This is a genomic window from Mesorhizobium sp. WSM2240, assembly GCF_040438645.1.
Lineage (GTDB): Bacteria > Pseudomonadota > Alphaproteobacteria > Rhizobiales > Rhizobiaceae > Allomesorhizobium.
Map to the genome: position 1 here is coordinate 2,707,658 of NZ_CP159253.1, position 18,107 is coordinate 2,725,764.

Sequence of the window (18,107 nt, forward strand, 5' to 3'; positions counted from 1 at the left end):
TTGAAGGCTGAGCGGAACGATCGGCAGCTTGGAACGTTCGCCTTCGAGGCGGAATTGCGCGGTCGGAGGCATGGTCTTCCCACTCTTCTCCAGGAGGCAATTCAGCTCGACATCCCGCCGATGAATACGGGGAGCAACGTGATGGCCCAGGCGCAGAAGTCCGCTGCGAAGGCGAAGAGTCCGGCTCGTGCGGTGAAAGCGACTGCGGCCAGGAAACCAACCGCCGGCGGATCGAGAAACGCCAGCCGGACCGAGGCAAATTCCGGCCGTCCCGTCTATCTGGTCGACGGCGCGCGGACGCCTTTCCTCCGCGCTCGCAACAAGCCGGGACCGTTCACGCCGGTGGATCTGGCGGTCCAGTGCGGACGGCCGCTTCTCGCACGCCAGCCATTCTCTCCGGACGAATTCGACACCGTAATCCTCGGCTGCGTCAACGTGATCGCCGACGAGATGAACCCGGCGCGCGTGGCGGCGCTCAGGCTCGGCATGGGCGCGGCGATGACGGCCTTCACCGTCCAGATCAACTGCGGCTCCGGCATGCAGTCGATCGATACCGCTTTCCGAATGATCGAAGCCGGCAAGGCCGATCTTATCCTGGCCGGCGGAGCCGAAGCGCTGTCCCACGCTCCCCTGGTGCTTCGCCACCAAGCGGTCGAGTGGTTCGGCGGCTTTGCATCGGCGAAGACGCCTTGGGAAAAAACCGCTGCGCTGGCGGGCTTGCGGCCGGAGATGGCAAAACCTGTGGTCGGGCTCCAACGCGGCCTCACCGATCCGATTACCGAACTCAATATGGGCCAGACGGCGGAGGTAATCGGCCACCTCTTCTGCATCACGCGCGAAGCCGCCGATGGCTACGCCCTGCAAAGCCATCAACGCCTGGCGCGCGCGCAAAATAACGGCCTTCTCGAAGGCGAGGTCATCCCGGCTGTCACCCGCGACGGCAAGCTCTACGACCATGATGACGGGGTGCGACCGGACACGTCGATGGAAAAGCTTGCGAAGTTGGACCCGGTTTTCGAAAAGCCATACGGCAATGTCACCGCCGGCAATTCCTCCCAGATCACCGATGGGGCATGCTGGGTCGTCCTCGCCTCTGAAGAGGCGATGAAAAGGCGCAAGCTCACGCCGCTCGCCCGCATCGTCGACAGCGAATGGTCGGCGCTCGACCCGTCGATCATGGGGCTTGCCCCGACATTGTGTTCGACTGAAATCCTGAAACGCCGGGAACTCTTGCGCGAGGACATCGACCTCTGGGAACTCAACGAAGCCTTCGCCGCGCAGGTCCTCGCCTGTCTCGCCGCATGGGAGGATGAGCAATATTGCCGCGACGTGCTCGGCCTCGACGGCGTCTTCGGGCGCATCGACCGCGACCGGCTCAATGTCGACGGAGGGGCGATCAGCCTCGGCCATCCCGTCGGCACGAGCGGAAACCGCCTCGTGCTTCACCTCGTCAACGCCATGCGCCGGCTCGGGCTCAAGCGCGGCATAGCCACCGAGTGCATCGGCGGCGGACAAGGCGGCGCAATGCTGCTGGAGGTCGCATGATGCCGGTCACGAAGGCCTCCGTATGGAACACGCTCGCTCCCCGCAACATGGAACTGGGACCGCAGGACGCTCCGAAGGTTTTCACGCACTGGCGGCTGAGCAAGGGATCGGACGATATTGCCTGGCTTGTGCTCGACAGAGCCAACGAAAGTATGAACACGCTGTCGGAAGCCGTGCTCGCCGAACTCGACACCGCACTTGGCGATGTCGAGAGCATTGGCGCCAAGGGCCTCGTCATCCGCTCGGCCAAGAAGGGCGGCTTTATCGCCGGCGCGGACATCCGCGACTTCAAAGGCGTGACCGAGGCGGGCGAGGTCGAAAAGCGCATGAGGCGGGCACATGAGATCGTCGACCGATTGGCAGCGCTCAAAATCCCGACAATAGCGGTCATCCATGGGCATTGCCTCGGCGGTGGGCTCGAAATCGCGCTCGCCTGTAAACACCGCTCGCCCTCGGCGATGCGATGCTGGGTTTCCCCGAGATCAGGCTTGGCCTGCACCCGGGGCTCGGCGGGACATTCCGGCTGACGGCGCTGATCGATCCCATCGAGGCGATGACGATGATGCTTACGGGAAAGACCGTGCACGCGAAGAAGGCCAAGGTGCTCGGGCTCGTCGACGCGGTTGTCGAGGAGCGCCATGTCGAAAACGCCGTGCGAGCGGCTGTTTCGGGCAAGATGAAGACGGAACGCGGCAACTGGAAATCGGGTGTGCTCGGCCTGTCGCCGGCGCGCCAACTCGCTGCCCGTCAGATGCGGACGGAGGCGGAAAAACACGCCCCGAAGGAGCATTATCCGGCGCCCTACCGCCTCATCGATCTCTGGGAGGAGCACGGCAGCGACGCCAAGGCAATGCAAAGAGCCGAAATCACGTCATTCTCGGAACTGCTCGCCAGCGGGACCGCGCAGAACCTCATCCGTGTCTTCTTCCTGCGCGAGAAGCTGAAGGGCTCTGCCAAGGGAGAAAGCGGCATCGAGCACGTCCACGTCATCGGGGCGGGCACGATGGGCGGCGATATCGCGGCCTGGTGCGCGTCGCGGGGACTGCGTGTCACGCTTGCCGACCTCGACCGCAACGCCATCGCCAAGGCGATTGGCCGCGCCGCGGAATTCTACGACAAAAAGCTTCATTCGAGCACCGAGCGGCGCGACGCGCTCGACCGCCTGATGCCCGATTTCGATGGCTCCGCCGTCGCCAAGGCGGATCTCGTCATCGAGGCGGTCGTGGAGAAGGCGGACGTAAAGCGCAAGGTGTTCGACGCAATCGCGCCGAAAATGAGGAAGGATGCGATCCTCGCCACCAACACGTCGAGCATTCCGCTTGAAGTGCTGCGCGAGGGCCTCGCCTTTCCGGATCGGCTGGTCGGCCTGCATTTCTTCAACCCGGTCGCCAGGATGGAGCTTGTCGAGGTCGTCGCCCATGACCAGGCGAGTAAGAAGACGCTCGACAGGGCGCACGCCTTCTGCGGCGCAATCGACCGGCTGCCCGCCGCCGTGAAGAGCGCGCCCGGCTTTCTCGTCAACCGGGCGCTGACGCCGTATCTAGCGGAGGCTTTCGCCATGCTCGACGAGGGAATGTCCAACGAGACGATCGACCGCGCGGCGGAGGAGTTCGGCATGCCGATGGGGCCGATCGAACTCGCCGATCGCGTCGGGCTCGACATCGGCCTTGAGGTCGTCCGGATGCTCAAGGACAAGCTCGACGATCCCATTCTCGAGATTCCGGCTTGGCTGGAGAAGAAGGTCGAAAGCGGCGAGACCGGCCGGAAGTCGGGCAAGGGACTTTACGCCTATGACAGCAAGGGCAAGCCGAAAAAGGCCTCCGACGCGCCGGCGCCTGGCCCGGACATGTCGGATCGCCTCGTTCTGCCCATGCTCAACACCTGCGTGCGCTGCCTGCGCGAGGGCATCGTCGAGGACGAAGACACGCTCGACGGCGCGATGATCTTTGCGACCGGTTTCGCGCCGTTTCGTGGCGGGCCAATGCATTATGCGCGCAGCCGCGGCGTGGCGGATATAGTTGCGACGCTGAAGCGGCTCGAACAGCAGCACGGGCCCCGGTTTGCCCCCGATAAGGGCTGGGACGCAATAAGCGGAGAAACGTGACGGGCAAGCCGGAGCAGCACCAACAAGCCGAAAGCATCGCCGATCGCATCATCGAGCGCCTTGGCGGACGCATCGTGCTTGCGCTTCCGCTCGGGCTTGGCAAGGCCAATCTCGTCGCCAATGCGCTGTTCGAGCGGGCGGTCCGGGACAAGGCAATTGAACTGGAGATTTTCACGGCGCTGACGCTGGAAAAGCCATCCTGGTCAAGCGACATGGAACGCCGCTTCATCGAGCTGCTGAACGAGCGGCTTTATTCGGACTATCGGGGTCTTGCCTACGCCAAGGCGCTGCGCGACGGCTCACTGCCGGAAAATGTCCGCGTCAGCGAGTTCATCTTCGTCGCAGGGCGCTGGCTCTCGATCGATATCGCCCAGCAGAACTATGTCTCGGCCAATTACACCCATGCCGGCCGCTACGTGCTCGACCGCGGCATCAACGTGGTCGCGCAACTTGTGGCAAAGCGGGGCGACGGTGCCGACGCCGAGTACAGCCTGTCCTGCAATTCCGACATCACGCTCGATATTCTGCCGCTACTGAAAGCCCGGCACGAGCCGGTCCTGCTGGTGGGGGAAGTGAGCTCGCAATTGCCCTTCATGCCCGGCGAGGCGGTGCTGCCGGCCGGCGAATTCGATTTCATCCTCGACGGACCTGACCGCGACCGGCCGCTCTTCGTCGTACCGAGGGAGCCGGTATCGGCGGCAGACCACGCCATCGGAATCCATGCGGCAAGCCTGGTGAAGGACGGCGGAACGCTGCAGATCGGCATCGGCTCGCTGGGCGACGCGCTGACGGCCGGCCTGATCTTGCGGCAGCGGCAGCCCGAGCTCTTCGCCGGCGCGCTGCATCGCCTCTCGCCACACGATCAGGCCGCAAGGCCGGAGACGGAAAGCTTCGAAACCGGCCTCTACGCCGCCAGCGAGATGTTCGTCGACGGTTTCATGGATCTTTACCGGGAAGGCATTCTAAAGCGCCGCGCCTCCGATGGAGCCGTCCTCCATTCCGGCTTCTTTGTCGGCAGCAACGCGTTCTACGCGTTTCTCCGCGACCTGCCTGAGGAGGAGCGCGCGCTTTTCCAGATGCGCGGCATTTCCTTCGTCAACGAGCTTTACGGCGAGGAGGAAAGAAAGCGCGCCGATCGGGTGCATGCGCGTTTCGTCAACAATGCGATGATGGTCACGCTCCTCGGAGCAATCGTCTCCGACGCGCTCGCTGACGGCCGCGTCGTCTCCGGCGTCGGCGGGCAGTACAATTTCGTCGCCCAGGCATTCGCGCTCGAAGACGCGCGATCCATCATCACGCTCAATGCGGCGCGCCGGGTGCGCGGGCACCGTGAATCGCGCCTCATCTGGTCCTACGGCCATACAACGCTGCCGCGGCACCTGCGCGACATCGTCGTGACCGAATACGGCGTTGCCGATCTGCACGGCAAATCCGATCGCGACTGTGTTGCCGCCATGCTGGCAATCTCAGATTCGGCCTTCCAGGACGAACTGCTCGACGCGGCAAAATCCGCCGGCAAGATCGAGAAGGATTTTACCATTCCGCCCGCCTTTCGCCGCAATACGCCGGAGCGCATAGCGGAAGCGCTTCTCCCGCTGCGCAAGCAGGGCTGGTGCGCCGTTTTTCCATTCGGCACGGAATTCACCGAAGAGGAACAGCGCTTGATCCCGGCGCTGCGGCATCTGAAGCACACAAGCGCATCCAGGCGATCGCTTGCGCGTGCGGTCCTTGCGTCTTTGACCGAAGGTCGGCCAAACCAAAAGGAATGCGCGGCCCTCGAGAGAATGCAACTGGTAGCCCCCACAAGCCTGCGCGAACGGCTCTATGCAAAACTGCTTCTCTGGGCGCTCAGGCACGCCGAATAATTCGTCCAGCCTCGGGCAATCCAGCACATTGCGCTCCGAACTGCGTCGATGATGATTGAGGTGGTCTCGATACCGCACGCCTCTATTCGGCGGCCTCCGAGCGCTTGCCGCGCGCCGCCTTGTTCCGTCGGTGCTGCGCCGCGATCGGCGATATCTCTTCCATGGGGAAAGCGTCGACGGCCACCACGCGATCCGCCGCCGCCTTGGCTTCGGCAAGCTGCTCGAACTCCGCCGCGCTGATGACGCCCTTGTCGCGGGCGTCTTTCGGGTCGCGAGTATGCGCATCTCGCATCTTCTTTTCGATGTGCGCGGCGGCAGCGACAAGCCTGAACGCCCGCTCAAGATCCTTCAGCGGGTGCTCCTTGTGCCCTTCGCCCAGATAGATGTCCGGCGTCAGCCGGTCGCGCTGGGGCGAATCCTTCATCAGCGTTTCGGCCACCGCGATCGTCAGTTCGTCGGACGGCATCGGAGCGGGTACGCCCGCGGGAAACGCGAGCAGCCTGACGAGGAACGCCGCCCAGCGCGCCGGCAAATTGTCGAGCACGCCGGCAAAAGCGACCGTCATGCGGCCCTGGCTCTGGCGCATCACATAGTCGACGATCGGCCGGTCTTCCTCATGCCGCCCCTCGGTCTCGAAGCGCTTCAGAACCGCGCCAAGCAGGTAGAGTTCCGACAGGATGTCGCCCAGCCTGGCCGAGATCATCTCCTTGCGCTTGAGCGCGCCGCCCAGCGTCAGCAGCGCGAAATCGGAGAGTAGCGCAAAGGCCGCGGCATGCCGCGAGAGCTGTTTCCAGTAGCCGGGCATCGCTGCATCTTCCGGGGCCGGCCCGATGCGCCCGCCCGACCAGCCGCGCACGAAGGCGCGTCCGGCGGTGGCAAACGCATGGCCGACATGGCGCCAGATTGCCTTGTCAAAGGTATCCGGGCCCTTCTTCTCGTCCTTGTCGGCCAGCGCCAGCATCTCCTTCAGCATGTAGGGATGCGAGCGGACCGCGCCCTGCCCGAAGATCATCAGGTTGCGCGTGAGGATATTGGCGCCCTCGACCGTGATGCCGATCGGGGCCGATCTGTATTGGCTGCCGAGATAATTCATCGGGCCGTCGATGATCGACTTGCCGCCATGAATGTCCATCGCCTTCTCGACGGACTCGCGCATGCGTTCAGTGGCGTGGAACTTCATGATGGCCGAGATCACCGAGGGCCTGTGTCCCTCGTCGAGGGCGGCGATGGTGAGCCGCCGCGCTGCGTCGATCAGATAGATATTGGCGGCAAGATCGGCGAGCGGCTTCCGGATACCCTCGAACATGCCGATCGGCACGTCGAACTGAGTCCTGACCCGCGCATAGGCGCCGGTGGCGCGCGCGCATATAGCCGCCGCCGCCGCCGACTGGGAGGGCAGCGAAATGCCGCGGCCGGCGGCAAGTGCGGTCATCAGCATCTTCCAGCCTTCGCCGATCTGCTTCTCGCCCCCCAGGATCAGGTCGAGCGGCAAGAACACGTCCTTCCCGTAAAGCGGGCCGTTCTGGAAATGGGTGAATTGGGGAATGTGCCGCTCGCCATGGGTCACGCCAGGCGTCGAAGTCGGCAGGAGCGCAACGGTGATGCCGAGTTCCTTTCCGCGGCCCAGATGATTGTTCGGGTCGTACATTTTGAAGGCGAGGCCGGTCACGGTGGCGATCGGGCCGAGCGTGATGTAGCGCTTGTGGAAGTTGAGCCTGACGCCCAGAACCTTCTCGCCCTCCCACTCGCCCTGTTCGACGATGCCGGTGTCGGTCATCGCCGCCGCATCCGAGCCGGCATCCGGCGAAGTCAGGGCGAAACAGGGGATCTCGCGCCCGTCGGCGAGCCTGGGCAGCCAGTAATCCCGTTGCTCGTCGGTGCCGAAATGCATCAGCAATTCGCCGGGGCCGAGCGAGTTCGGCACCATCACCGTCACGCCCGCCACCACGCTGCAGGAGGAGACGGTGCGCACGACTTCCGAGTGCGCGGTATTGGAAAAGCCGATGCCGCCATATTTCTTCGGAATGATCATCCCGAAGAATTTCTTCTCGCGCAGGAAGTCCCAGACCTCGCGCGGCAGGTCGCGGTCCTCCCAGTTGATCTTCCAGTCGTCGACCATGGCGCAGAGTTCGCGCACAGGCCCATCCATGAAGGCTTGCTCCTCCGCAGACAGCCTGGCAGGCGGCATGGCGAGAAGCTTGTTCCAGTCGGGATTGCCGGTGAAAAGTTCGCCGTCCCACCACACCGTGCCCGCATCGATCGCGTCCCGCTCGGTCTCGGAAATGGGCGGGGTGACGCGCGAGGCCCATTTGAATATGGGCCTGGTGATGGTGTCGCGGCGGAAAGTACGCAGGCTCATGGGGAAACGCCTCCCTTTCCTCCATCATAGACGGAATGCCGCGCATCGCGATCAGTTCCGGCCCGCGGCTTCCCATTTCGGGCCGCATTGCTTGTTGTGGCGCAAATGGCCCGATTGTGGCCAGCACGGCTCTATCGTTCGGTCTCTCCCGATGCGATTTTCCCGCCGACCTCGATTTCGGAAGTTTGAAGACAAAGGAGATGCGCACTTGGGAATCATCCAGAACGGTCGATCCCGCCAAGCTCGATGCGATGGCGGGCGCGTGGCGAGCGATCTATCCGCCGGCTACGGCGGTCGGATGGTTCTCGGCGCGGAGGCCGGCGAAGCTCAGCTTGCGGGTGTATTCCGCAAGGCGGCTTCACCCGTTTCCGTCGAGCTTTACGACTCCGTTCAATCCGATCTTCGAAGCACGGCCCTGATCCGACGCTGAGCGGCATCATGAAAACATTGCTGTACCGGCGATACTATTTTCGCTTGGAAAACGCCCGGCGCCGGTAGTGGTGGGCCCACATACCCGGGAATCCATTTGTAATTTCAGCGGTTCCCGCTTCGGCAGAGCTACCGGACCATAAGCTTTCTAATGCACCGGCGGCCCGTACGGATAAAACACGGCCATTCCGACCCCGCCGCAACCCGGCGGCGCATACCACTCAACCATAGCCAGCAAACAAGAATCATTGTCACGGCGCCGGCCGCAGATAGCCGCGATTAAGCGCCGCGAGGCCCGGCAGGCTCCCGACCAATTCAGTCATCCAACACAACGCCGCGCCCGGCTGTCAGCCGCCGCAGCCTTCCATACGCATATTTGAAAACTTGCCAGCGTGTTTCAGCAGGCACAACCAAAGAGAGATCACCATGCCCATCGGACGCAACGGACAAGACTTCATCGTCAATTCGACGACAGATAATAATCAAGGTTCTCCATCGATCGCGGCGCTGGCTGATGGCCGCTTCGTGGCGACGTGGACCTCCAGCGACTCCGGCGACGGCTCGGGGAGCTGCATTCGCGCCCGTGTCTACAACGCCGACGGCTCTGCTGCAGGCAACGACTTCATCGTCAATTCGACGACGGAGAGTGCTCAGGTCAATCCGTCGATCACGGCGCTGGCCGGCGGCCGCTTCGTGGTGACCTGGGAGTCCGGAGACGCCGGCGACGGCTCCGGGAGTTGCATCCGCGCGCGCCTCCACAACGCCGACGGCAGCGCTGCCGGCAACGACTTCATCGTCAATCCAACGACAGCGGACGGTCAATTCAACCCCTCGGTCACGGCACTGGCCGATGGCCGCTTCGTCGTGACCTGGGAGTCCGACGACACCGGCGACGGCTCCGGGGCCTGCGTCCGGGGCCGCGTCTACAACGCCAATGGAACCGCCGCCGGCAACGACTTCATCGTCAATTCGACGACAGATAACGGTCAATTCAGCCCCTCGATCACGACGCTGGCCGACGGCCGCTTCGTAGTGACGTGGGTTTCAGAAGACGCCGGCGACGGCTCGGGGCTCTGCATCCGGGGCCGCGTCTACAACGCCAATGGAACCGCCGCCGGCAACGATTTCATCGTCAATTCGACCACAGAGAGCATTCCTCTCCATCGGTCACGGCGCTGGCCGACGGCCGCTTCGTGGTGACGTGGACCTCCGCCGACCCTGGCGACGGCTCAGGGACCTGCATCCGGGGCCGCGTCTACAACGCCAATGGAACCGCCGCCCGCAACGACTTCGTCGTTAATTCGACGACAGATAATAATCAAGATTCTCCATCGGTCACGGCGCTGGCCGACGGCCGCTTCGTGGTGACGTGGACCTCCAGCGATCCCGGCGACGGCTCCGGAAGCTGCATCCGCGCCCGCCTCTTCAATGCCGACGGCAGCACCGCCGGCGACGACTTCATCGTCAATTCGACGACAGCGGACGGTCAATTCAGACCGTCGGTCACGGCGCTGGCCGACGGTCGCTTTGTCGTGACGTGGCATTCCTTCGATCCCGGCGACGGCTCCGGGATCGGCGTCCGGGCGCAGATCATCGATCCGACCGTGTTCATCGGCACCGTGGGCGAGGATGTCTGGCATGGCGGCAGCTTCGCTGACCGCATCAATGGCGGTGGCGGCAACGACACCCTCTCGGGCCTCGGCGGCGACGATCTCATCAACGGCGACGGCGGGAACGATATCCTGAACGGCGGAGCAGGCAACGACAGGCTGTTCGGCGGCAATGACAATGACGTCCTCAATGGCGGGGCCGGCAACGACTTCATGGTGGGCGGCCTCGGCAACGACATATTCGTCGTCGCCGCAGCGGGCGACAGCACCATCGAGAATGCCGGCGGCGGCACCGACACGGTTCGCTCCTACATCGACTGGGTCTTGGCCAACAATGTCGAACGGCTCGAACTGCAGAGCTCTGGCAACATCAACGGCACTGGCAACGCGCTGAACAATACCCTGGTCGGCAATTCCGGCAACAACCTGCTCAATGGCGGGGCCGGCAACGACTTCATGGTTGGCGGCCTCGGCAACGACATATTCGTCGTCGCCGCAGCGGGCGACAGCACCATCGAGAATGCCGGCGGCGGTACGGACACCGTGCGCTCCTATATCAACTGGACGCTGGCCGCCAATGTCGAGCGGCTGGAACTGCAGAGCTCTGGCAACATCAATGGTACTGGCAACGCGCTGAACAACACGCTGGTGGGCAATTCCGGCAATAACGTGCTCAGCGGCGGCGGCGGAAACGACTACATGGTCGGCGGCGCCGGCAACGATACGCTGAACGGCGGGGCCGGCAACGACACGCTGATCGGTGGCGCCGGCAGCGATAGTCTCAATGGCGGCACTGGAAACGATCGGTTCGATTTCGATGCCGTTTCCGACAGCCCGGCTGGACCAGCACTTCGCGATTCCATTGTCGGCGGCTTCGCCCACGGCTTCGACCGCATCGATCTCGCGACCATCGACGCCAACACTCTCGTCGGCGGCAACCAGGCGTTTTCTTTCATCGGCAGCGCCGCATTTTCGGGCGTGGCCGGCCAGCTTCGCTATACAAATTACAGCGGCAACGTGATCATCGACGCCGATGTGAACGGCGACGCCGCGGCCGACATGCAGACGGCACAAACTTCATGACCGGCACCGACTTCATCGTCTGAGCCTTCCGGAAGAGTCCGATCATCGGGCTCTTCCGGCCAGACTTTCGGATACACATCCCGCCGTAGCTGAAACGCAAAAACCCGCCGCCCCTTGTTAGGGACAGGGTTACCTCATACCGCCCCGGTTCGACCTCAACCCGCCCAAATTCCGAGGCGGTGCGAGCTGACGCCACAAGAGGTCAACTGCAGGAAGCAACCAATGGTCGACCGCGCAGCTAGTGCGCAGCGTTCCGCGCCAAACCTTCAGCAGGTACGCACTGTCAGACCAGTATTCGGGTGAAATTGCTGCCAACAATTATGTCGGCAAAATCAATGCGTTATCAATGTTTCCTGGTGCGGTCGAGAAGACTCGAACTTCCACGGGTTGCCCCACAGCGACCTCAACGCTGCGCGTCTACCAATTCCGCCACGACCGCACGTCACGAAAGAACCGGTCGGAACCGGCCAGCGGCATGTAGCAAATCGTTTCCGGCGAAACAAGTGCGTCAACCGCATTATTCGGCACAGAAAAACACGGCGCCGAAAGCGTTTCGCCAACCGCTCTGGCCCACAACAAAACTGGACCTTTTCAGCGCTTGCCGCCATATGATGCAGGCCAAGCGAGAGCCTCATGTCAGAACGCAGCCAGATAACCGGATCGTTCCTGCCCGCGCCGGGTTCCGCGCCGGTCGAATGGCGAATCGAGCCCGGCCTTACCGGATACGCGGAAGCGCTGGCGGTGATGGAGGCCCGCGCCGCCGCGATCCGCGACGGCGCGGAAGGCGAACTGGTCTGGCTCGTCGAACACCCGCCGCTCTACACGGCCGGCACCTCGGCGCGTGTCGAGGATCTGGTCGAACCCGATCGCTTTCCGGTGTTCAACGCCGGCCGCGGAGGCGAATACACCTATCATGGGCCCGGCCAGCGGGTGGCCTATGTCATGCTCGACCTGAAGCGCCGTCGCGAGGATGTCCGCGCCTTTGTCGCGGCGCTGGAGGATTGGATCATCGCCGCGCTGGCGGCATTCAACGTGCGCGGCGAGCGACGAGAGGATCGCGTCGGGGTCTGGGTGGTGCGGCCGGAGCGGCCGGTCATGCCCGACGGATCGGCCGCCGAGGAAAAGATCGCAGCGATCGGCATCAGGCTGCGGCGCTGGGTCAGCTTTCACGGCATCGCCATCAATGTCGAACCCGATCTTTCGCATTTCACCGGCATCGTGCCTTGCGGTGTGGCCGACCACGGCGTGACCAGTCTCGTTGATCTCGGCCTGCCGGTGACGATGGCCGATCTCGACCTGGCGCTGAAGGCCGCCTTTGTCGAGGTGTTCGGGCCGGTTCTGGATGTTGCGGGGGCGCAGCACAGAAGGAGCGCATGACATGAATGGAGGAGTTTTCGGGAGCGCCTTGTGGCGAGCGCTCGCCCTGGCCTTGCTGCTTGCCGGGCCGGCCTCGGCGCAGCAGGCGGCCGATACGGTGGCGCCGGAAGCCAAGACCGGGGTTGAAGCAAAGCCGACGGTTACGGCCAAGAGCCAGATGGTCGTCGCCGCCAACCCGCTGGCGGCCGAGGCAGGACTCAAGGTGCTGCGCGCCGGCGGCAACGCGGCCGATGCACTGGTGGCGGTGCAGACGGTGCTCGGGCTCGTCGAACCGCAATCTTCCGGCATGGGCGGCGGCGCCTTCCTCGTCTGGTATGACGGCAAGAGCGGCGAACTCACCACCTTTGATGGTCGCGAGACCGCGCCGGCCGCGGCAACGCCGGATCTTTTCCTCGGCGATGACGGCAAGCCGCTGGAATTTATGGACGCAGTGGTCGGCGGCCGTTCGGTCGGCGTCCCCGGCGTTCCGCGTCTGCTCGAAACCGTCCACCGGCGCTACGGCACGCGTCCTTGGCAGTCGCTGTTCGAGCCGGCGATCAAGCATGCCGAAGAAGGCTTCGCCATTTCCCCTCGCCTTGCCGCATTGGTCGCCAACGAGGGTGAACGGCTCGACGAGGATCCGGGCGCACGCGCCTATTTCTTCGCGCCGGACGGATCGCCTTTGCCTGCCGGGCATCTCTTGCGCAATCCGGACTATGCCGCGACGCTCAGGGCCGTGGCGGCGGAGGGTGCGGACGTCTTCTACAATGGTCCGATCGCGGCGAAGATCGTCGAGACGGTTCGCTCGCACCCGACCAATCCCGGGCTGCTGACCCTCGACGACATGGCCGTCTACAAAGTCAAGGAGAGGCCGGCGGTCTGCGCGCCCTATCGCGGCCACGAAGTCTGCGGCATGGGACCGCCCTCCTCCGGCGCGATCGCCGTCGGCCAGATTCTCGGACTGCTCGAGCCGTTCGACATCGCCACCCTCGGCAAGGACGACCCCGAAGCCTGGCGGCTGATCGGCGACGCCACCCGCCTCGCCTTCGCCGATCGCGGTCGCTACGTCGCCGACAGCGATTTCGTCTCGATCCCAGAGGGCCTGCTCGACCCCGCCTACCTCAAGGCGCGTTCCGAATTGCTCCGCCGCCCGACGGCGCTGGGCGAGGATGAAGCCAAGGCCGGCGAACCGGCATGGCAGAAAGCCGAACTCCGCATCGACGGCGTCTCTTTCGAAATGCCTTCGACATCGCATTTCGTGATCGTCGACGCGGCCGGCAATATCGCCTCCATGACCACGACCATCGAGAACGGTTTTGGCGCACGACTGATGACAGGCGGCTTCCTGCTCAACAACGAGCTCACCGACTTCTCCTTCGCGCCCGTAGAGGATGGCGACAACGTCGCCAACCGCGTCGAGCCCGGCAAACGGCCGCGCTCATCAATGTCGCCGACCATCGTGCTCAAGGACGGCAAGCCGGTCTTCGCGCTCGGTTCGCCAGGCGGCTCGAGCATCATCTCCTATGTCGCCACCACGCTGATCGGGCTGATCGACTGGAAGATGGACATGCAGGCTGCGATCTCGATGCCGCATCTCGTCAACAGGTTCGGCCCCTACGATCTCGAAAAGGGGACCGCCGCCGAAGGGCTGGCCGCTGACCTCGAGGCGCTCGGCTACAAGGTCGCCGTAAAGGACCTGAATTCCGGCCTGCACGGCGTCGCTATCCAGCCTTCTGGATTGACCGGCGGAGCCGATCCGCGCCGCGAAGGCGTCGCCCTCGGCGACTGAGCGCCGGAGCAGCAAGCGGCGGCGACCCGGCAGTCGCCGCCGAGAACAGGCGATCTCAGAGCGCGCCGATCCATACGGCCATCGAAATCAGAAATGTGCTCATGCAAACCAGCGAGACCACGTCTTGAACCAAATCGGTCATGATTCCCTCCTGTTTTCGGTATGTTCGCAATTTGTTCTCTTTTTATTCAAAAGTCAAATACCCACGCACGCCGAAAAGCGCGAGGGTAAATGAAAGGTAAAGGGTGGTAGACGGTCTGCGAGAGCGCGGCAGAGCCTCAGAGAGGAACGACCTTGCCCTCTTCCAGCGTGACGCGCCGGTCCATGCGCCGCGCAAGTTCATGATTGTGCGTGGCAATCAGCGCGGCAAGGCCGGACTGCCGGACAAGCGCCGCCAGCGCCTCGAACACATAGGACGCGGTCACCGGGTCGAGGTTGCCGGTCGGCTCATCGGCAAGCAGCACAAGCGGGGCGTTGGCCACGGCGCGGGCAATCGCCACACGCTGCTGTTCGCCGCCCGACAGTTCCGACGGGCGGTGATGGCCGCGATTGCCTATCTGCATGTAGTCGAGCAGCTGGTTGGCCCTCTCGCTCGCTTCGGAAGCCGCCAACCCTTTGACCAGTTGCGGCATCATGATGTTTTCGAGAGCCGAGAACTCCGGCAGCAGATGGTGGAACTGGTAGACGAAGCCGATGTCGTTGCGGCGGATGGCCGTGCGGTCGTCGTCCGACAGACGGCCGCAGGCCCTGCCCGCCAGGATGACGTCGCCGGCGTCGGGACGTTCCAGAAGGCCGGCAGTGTGCAGCAGCGTTGATTTGCCGGTGCCCGACGGCGCGACAAGCGCCACCATTTCGCCCCGCTTCAGCGAAAAATCCACGCCGTTCAGGATGGTGAGCTTGCGCGGGCCCTGCACATAGTGCCGCTCGACGCCTTTCAGCTCGATAATGATGTCGCCGGAGCGATTGCCGCTTGTCATTCGTAACGCAGCGCCTCGACAGGATCGAGCTTGGCCGCGCGCCATGCCGGAAACAGCGTCGCCAGGAACGACAGGACCAGCGCCATCAGGACGACGGAAAACGTCTCGCCCGGATCCATCTTGGCCGGCAGCTTGCTCAGGAAATAGAGCTCGGGATTGAACAGCACCGTGCCCGACATCCAGGAGAAGAGTTGCCGGATCGATTCGACGTTGAGGCAGATGACGATGCCGAGAATGACGCCCGCAATCGTGCCGGTAACGCCGATCGCCGCCCCCGTCATCAGGAAGATGCGCATCACCGCGCCGCGTGACGCCCCCATGGTGCGCAGGATGGCTATGTCGTGGCTCTTGTCCTTCACCAGCATGATGAGACCGGAAATGATGTTCAGCGCCGCAACCAGAACGATTAGCGTCAGGATCATGAACATGACATTGCGCTCGACCTGCAGCGCCGAAAAGAAGGTCTGGTTGCGCTGGCGCCAGTCGGACAGGAATATCTGCCGCTGGGCGGCCTCCTCGACCGGCGCCTTCAGCGCATCGACGTTGTCGGGATTGTCGACAAAGATCTCGATCGACTGCGCGCGCCCCTCCATGTTGAAGTAGAGCTGCGCCTCGCCAAGCGGCATGAAGATGATCGAGGCGTCATATTCCGACATGCCGACTTCGAAGATCGCCACGACCGGATAGGCTTTGACGCGCGGCGTGGTGCCGAACGGGGTCACGTCGCCGTCGGGCGAGACCAGCGTGATGGAATCGCCGAGCGCCAGGCCGAGATTGTCCGCCATGCGCTTGCCGATCGCCACACCCTCGCTTGTGTCGAAGCCGACGATGGAGCCTTGGCGGATGTTGTTTGCCACCAGCGTGATCTTGCCCAGATCCTCGCCGCGTATGCCTCGCACCAGGGCGCCGGTTCCAGGTCCCGCATCACCCGACGACAGCACCTGTCCGTCGATCAGCGGAATCGCGTACTTGACGCCCGGCACGCCGTTTATCCGTCCGGCAACCTCCGCGTAGTCCTCGAGCGGCATGTCGACCGGCTGGACGATCAGATGTCCATTGATGCCGAGGATGCGGGTCAGCAGTTCGGCGCGAAAGCCGTTCATGACCGCCATGACGATGATCAGCGTCGCGACGCCCAGCATAATGCCGACGAAGGAGATCGAGGCGATCACCGAGATCACCGTCTCCTTGCGCTTGGAGCGCAGATAGCGCCAGGCGACCATGCGCTCGAACGGCGAGAACGGTCCGGCGCCGGCGGGCTTTGCTGTCGCGACCGTCTCGCTCATGCGGCGCCAAGCCGCTTCGCAGCGGCCTCGATCGGCAGCGTTTCGCGTTCACCGGTGCGGCGGTTCTTGATCTCGATCTCGCCGGCAGCAACGCCGCGCGGTCCGACGATCATCTGCCAGGGCAACCCGATCAGGTCGGCGGTGGCGAATTTGCCGCCCGGGCGCTGGTCGGTGTCGTCGTAGAGCACATCTTTGCCCGCTGCGGTCAGCTTGCGGTAGAGCTCGTCGCAGACGCGGTCGCATTCGGCGTCGCCGACTTTCATGTTGATGACGCCGACATCGAACGGCGCGACCGATTCCGGCCAGATGATGCCGTTCTCGTCGTGGCTGGCCTCGATGATCGCGGCGATCAGACGGGTCGGTCCGATGCCGTAGGATCCCATCGAAACGTTGTGGTCTTTACCGTCGGGGCCGGTCACCTTAGCGCCCATCGGCTTGGAGTATTTGTCTCCGAAATGGAAGATGTGGCCGACCTCGATGCCGCGGGCCGAAAGCCGGTCTCCCTCGCCGATCTTGTCCCATGCAGCCTCGTCGTGCATCTCGTCGGTCGCCGCATAGGGCGTCGTCCAGTCGCGCACGATGCCGGCAATCTCGTCGTCCTTTGTAAAATCCGTCGCCTCGCCCGGCACCTCCAGGTCGAGATAATCGCGGTGACAAAAGACCTGGCTTTCGCCGGTGTCGGCCAGGATGATGAATTCGTGGCTGAGATCGCCGCCGATCGGGCCGGTGTCGGCGCGCATCGGAATGGCCTTCAGGCCCATGCGGGTGAAGGTGCGAAGGTAGGACACGAACATGCGGTTGTAAGCGGCTTTTGCCCCTTCGAAATCCAGGTCGAAGGAATAAGCGTCCTTCATCAGGAATTCGCGTGAACGCATCACGCCGAAGCGCGGCCGCACTTCGTCGCGGAACTTCCACTGTATGTGGTAAAGGTTCAGCGGCAGGTCCTTGTAGGATTTGATGTAGGAGCGGAAGATCTCCGTGACCATCTCCTCATTGGTCGGGCCGAACAGCATATCGCGCTCGTGCCTGTCCTTGATACGCAGCATCTCCTTGCCGTAATCCTCATAGCGGCCGCTTTCGCGCCACAGATCGGCGGACTGGATCGTCGGCATCAGGATTTCGAGCGCGCCGGCGCGATCCTGCTCCTCGCGGATGATGCGGCAGACCTTGTCCAGCACGCGCTTGCCCATCGGCAGCCACGAAAAGCTGCCCGCCCCCTGCTGCCGGATCATGCCGGCGCGCAGCATCAGCCTGTGCGATACGATCTCCGCTTCGCGCGGGTTTTCTTTGAGGATGGGCAGGAAGTAGCGCGACAGCCGCATGAGGGTTCCGTGAAGTGAAGAAATGACGCCGGAATCGGCGGCAAGGCCGGTGCTTGCATGCGCTTCATAGCCATTTCAAGGCCGGATGGAAACCCGCGCGCGCGAAGCCAACCGTGCGCTGTGCGTTTCGCAAGCATGGCCTGCCGAACTATTGTGCAGTGCAGCACATCAAGGGCTGTTTCAGCGCAATATTTCTAGTGACATTTTATTGCAGGTTGGTCTAATGTGCCCCGATAACCGAGAGGGCAGAGCAAAATCTGCCTTCCTACGCGGTCAAAGTCTTGGGAGGATGCGATCTAGGCGCGGTAATTCGCAGCCGCCGGAACACCGGAAAGCAGATCGGACGCGTTCAATTGCAAGGCCTCGTGCCTTGCATTTTTTT

Annotated in this window: 11 protein-coding genes, 1 tRNA gene and 1 pseudogene; 8 read left to right on the forward strand and 5 right to left on the reverse strand. The window is 63.5% G+C overall.

Annotation, left to right across the window (positions count from 1 at the left end; translation table 11 throughout):
• The first annotated feature begins 141 nt into the window (after positions 1–141).
• The 3 genes and pseudogenes from ABVK50_RS13285 to ABVK50_RS13295 all read left to right on the forward strand — a co-directional run bounded on the left by ABVK50_RS13285 (position 142) and on the right by ABVK50_RS13295 (position 5,514).
• Positions 142–1,545 (forward strand): acetyl-CoA C-acetyltransferase, encoded by a 1,404-nt coding sequence (locus ABVK50_RS13285; protein ID WP_353641116.1) that lies wholly within the window; start codon positions 142–144, stop codon positions 1,543–1,545.
• Positions 1,545–3,649, forward strand: a pseudogene (locus ABVK50_RS13290) (3-hydroxyacyl-CoA dehydrogenase NAD-binding domain-containing protein). Before ABVK50_RS13285 ends, ABVK50_RS13290 begins: the two are co-directional and overlap by 1 nt.
• Positions 3,646–5,514 carry an acetyl-CoA hydrolase/transferase C-terminal domain-containing protein gene (locus tag ABVK50_RS13295; RefSeq protein WP_353641115.1) on the forward strand — a complete coding sequence of 623 codons (1,869 nt, stop codon included), beginning with the start codon at positions 3,646–3,648 and terminating at the stop codon, positions 5,512–5,514. Before ABVK50_RS13290 ends, ABVK50_RS13295 begins: the two are co-directional and overlap by 4 nt.
• Positions 5,515–5,596: 82 nt before the next feature.
• Here the strand turns inward: ABVK50_RS13295 and ABVK50_RS13300 are convergent, their stop codons facing one another.
• Complete coding sequence (locus ABVK50_RS13300) at positions 5,597–7,873, reverse strand: acyl-CoA dehydrogenase (RefSeq protein WP_353641114.1); 2,277 nt, start codon at positions 7,871–7,873, stop codon at positions 5,597–5,599.
• A gap of 35 nt (positions 7,874–7,908) precedes the next feature.
• On the opposite strand from ABVK50_RS13300, the gene ABVK50_RS13305 reads away from it, so the two are divergent.
• The 3 genes from ABVK50_RS13305 (at position 7,909) to ABVK50_RS13315 (ending at position 10,995) form a co-directional block, all read left to right on the forward strand.
• Entirely contained in the window at positions 7,909–8,292 is a 384-nt protein-coding gene (locus ABVK50_RS13305; protein ID WP_353641113.1) for a hypothetical protein, read from the forward strand.
• Between the two features lie 436 nt (positions 8,293–8,728).
• Positions 8,729–9,502: a hypothetical protein gene (locus ABVK50_RS13310; RefSeq protein WP_353641112.1), complete on the forward strand. Its 774-nt coding sequence runs from the start codon at positions 8,729–8,731 to the stop codon at positions 9,500–9,502.
• Positions 9,499–10,995 (forward strand): calcium-binding protein, encoded by a 1,497-nt coding sequence (locus ABVK50_RS13315; RefSeq protein WP_353641111.1) that lies wholly within the window; start codon positions 9,499–9,501, stop codon positions 10,993–10,995. Before ABVK50_RS13310 ends, ABVK50_RS13315 begins: the two co-directional genes overlap by 4 nt.
• 354 nt (positions 10,996–11,349) lie before the next feature.
• Here ABVK50_RS13315 and ABVK50_RS13320 read toward each other — a convergent pair.
• Positions 11,350–11,434, reverse strand: a tRNA-Leu gene (locus ABVK50_RS13320).
• 194 nt (positions 11,435–11,628) lie between these two features.
• Here ABVK50_RS13320 and lipB point away from each other — a divergent pair.
• On the forward strand, positions 11,629–12,372 hold the full coding sequence (gene lipB / locus ABVK50_RS13325) for a lipoyl(octanoyl) transferase LipB (protein WP_353641110.1): 744 nt from the start codon (positions 11,629–11,631) through the stop codon (positions 12,370–12,372).
• Position 12,373: 1 nt separating this feature from the next.
• Positions 12,374–14,140 carry a gamma-glutamyltransferase gene (gene ggt / locus ABVK50_RS13330; protein WP_353641109.1) on the forward strand — a complete coding sequence of 589 codons (1,767 nt, stop codon included), beginning with the start codon at positions 12,374–12,376 and terminating at the stop codon, positions 14,138–14,140.
• A gap of 278 nt (positions 14,141–14,418) precedes the next feature.
• On the opposite strand, the gene ABVK50_RS13335 is transcribed toward ggt, so the two are convergent.
• The 3 genes from ABVK50_RS13335 to proS are packed head-to-tail and all read right to left on the reverse strand — an operon-like array spanning position 14,419 to position 17,725.
• Positions 14,419–15,117: an ABC transporter ATP-binding protein gene (locus tag ABVK50_RS13335; protein ID WP_353641108.1), complete on the reverse strand. Its 699-nt coding sequence runs from the start codon at positions 15,115–15,117 to the stop codon at positions 14,419–14,421.
• Positions 15,114–16,403 carry a lipoprotein-releasing ABC transporter permease subunit gene (locus ABVK50_RS13340; protein ID WP_353641107.1) on the reverse strand — a complete coding sequence of 430 codons (1,290 nt, stop codon included), beginning with the start codon at positions 16,401–16,403 and terminating at the stop codon, positions 15,114–15,116. The genes ABVK50_RS13335 and ABVK50_RS13340 overlap by 4 nt, the downstream gene beginning before the upstream one ends.
• A complete protein-coding gene (proS, locus tag ABVK50_RS13345; RefSeq protein WP_353641106.1) occupies positions 16,400–17,725 on the reverse strand; it encodes a proline--tRNA ligase in 1,326 nt (441 codons plus the stop codon). The genes ABVK50_RS13340 and proS overlap by 4 nt, the downstream gene beginning before the upstream one ends.
• Between the last annotated feature and the right edge of the window lie 382 nt (positions 17,726–18,107).

Coding starts and splice junctions, on each gene's coding strand:
- ABVK50_RS13285 (WP_353641116.1), top strand. CDS start 142: ATGGCCCAGGCGCAGAAGTCCGCTGCGAAGGCGAAGAGTCCGGCTCGT.
- lipB (WP_353641110.1), top strand. CDS start 11,629: ATGTCAGAACGCAGCCAGATAACCGGATCGTTCCTGCCCGCGCCGGGT.
- ABVK50_RS13335 (WP_353641108.1), bottom strand. CDS start 15,117: ATGACAAGCGGCAATCGCTCCGGCGACATCATTATCGAGCTGAAAGGC.
- ggt (WP_353641109.1), top strand. CDS start 12,374: ATGAATGGAGGAGTTTTCGGGAGCGCCTTGTGGCGAGCGCTCGCCCTG.
- ABVK50_RS13305 (WP_353641113.1), top strand. CDS start 7,909: ATGCCGCGCATCGCGATCAGTTCCGGCCCGCGGCTTCCCATTTCGGGC.
- ABVK50_RS13340 (WP_353641107.1), bottom strand. CDS start 16,403: ATGAGCGAGACGGTCGCGACAGCAAAGCCCGCCGGCGCCGGACCGTTC.
- ABVK50_RS13300 (WP_353641114.1), bottom strand. CDS start 7,873: ATGAGCCTGCGTACTTTCCGCCGCGACACCATCACCAGGCCCATATTC.
- ABVK50_RS13310 (WP_353641112.1), top strand. CDS start 8,729: ATGCCCATCGGACGCAACGGACAAGACTTCATCGTCAATTCGACGACA.
- proS (WP_353641106.1), bottom strand. CDS start 17,725: ATGCGGCTGTCGCGCTACTTCCTGCCCATCCTCAAAGAAAACCCGCGC.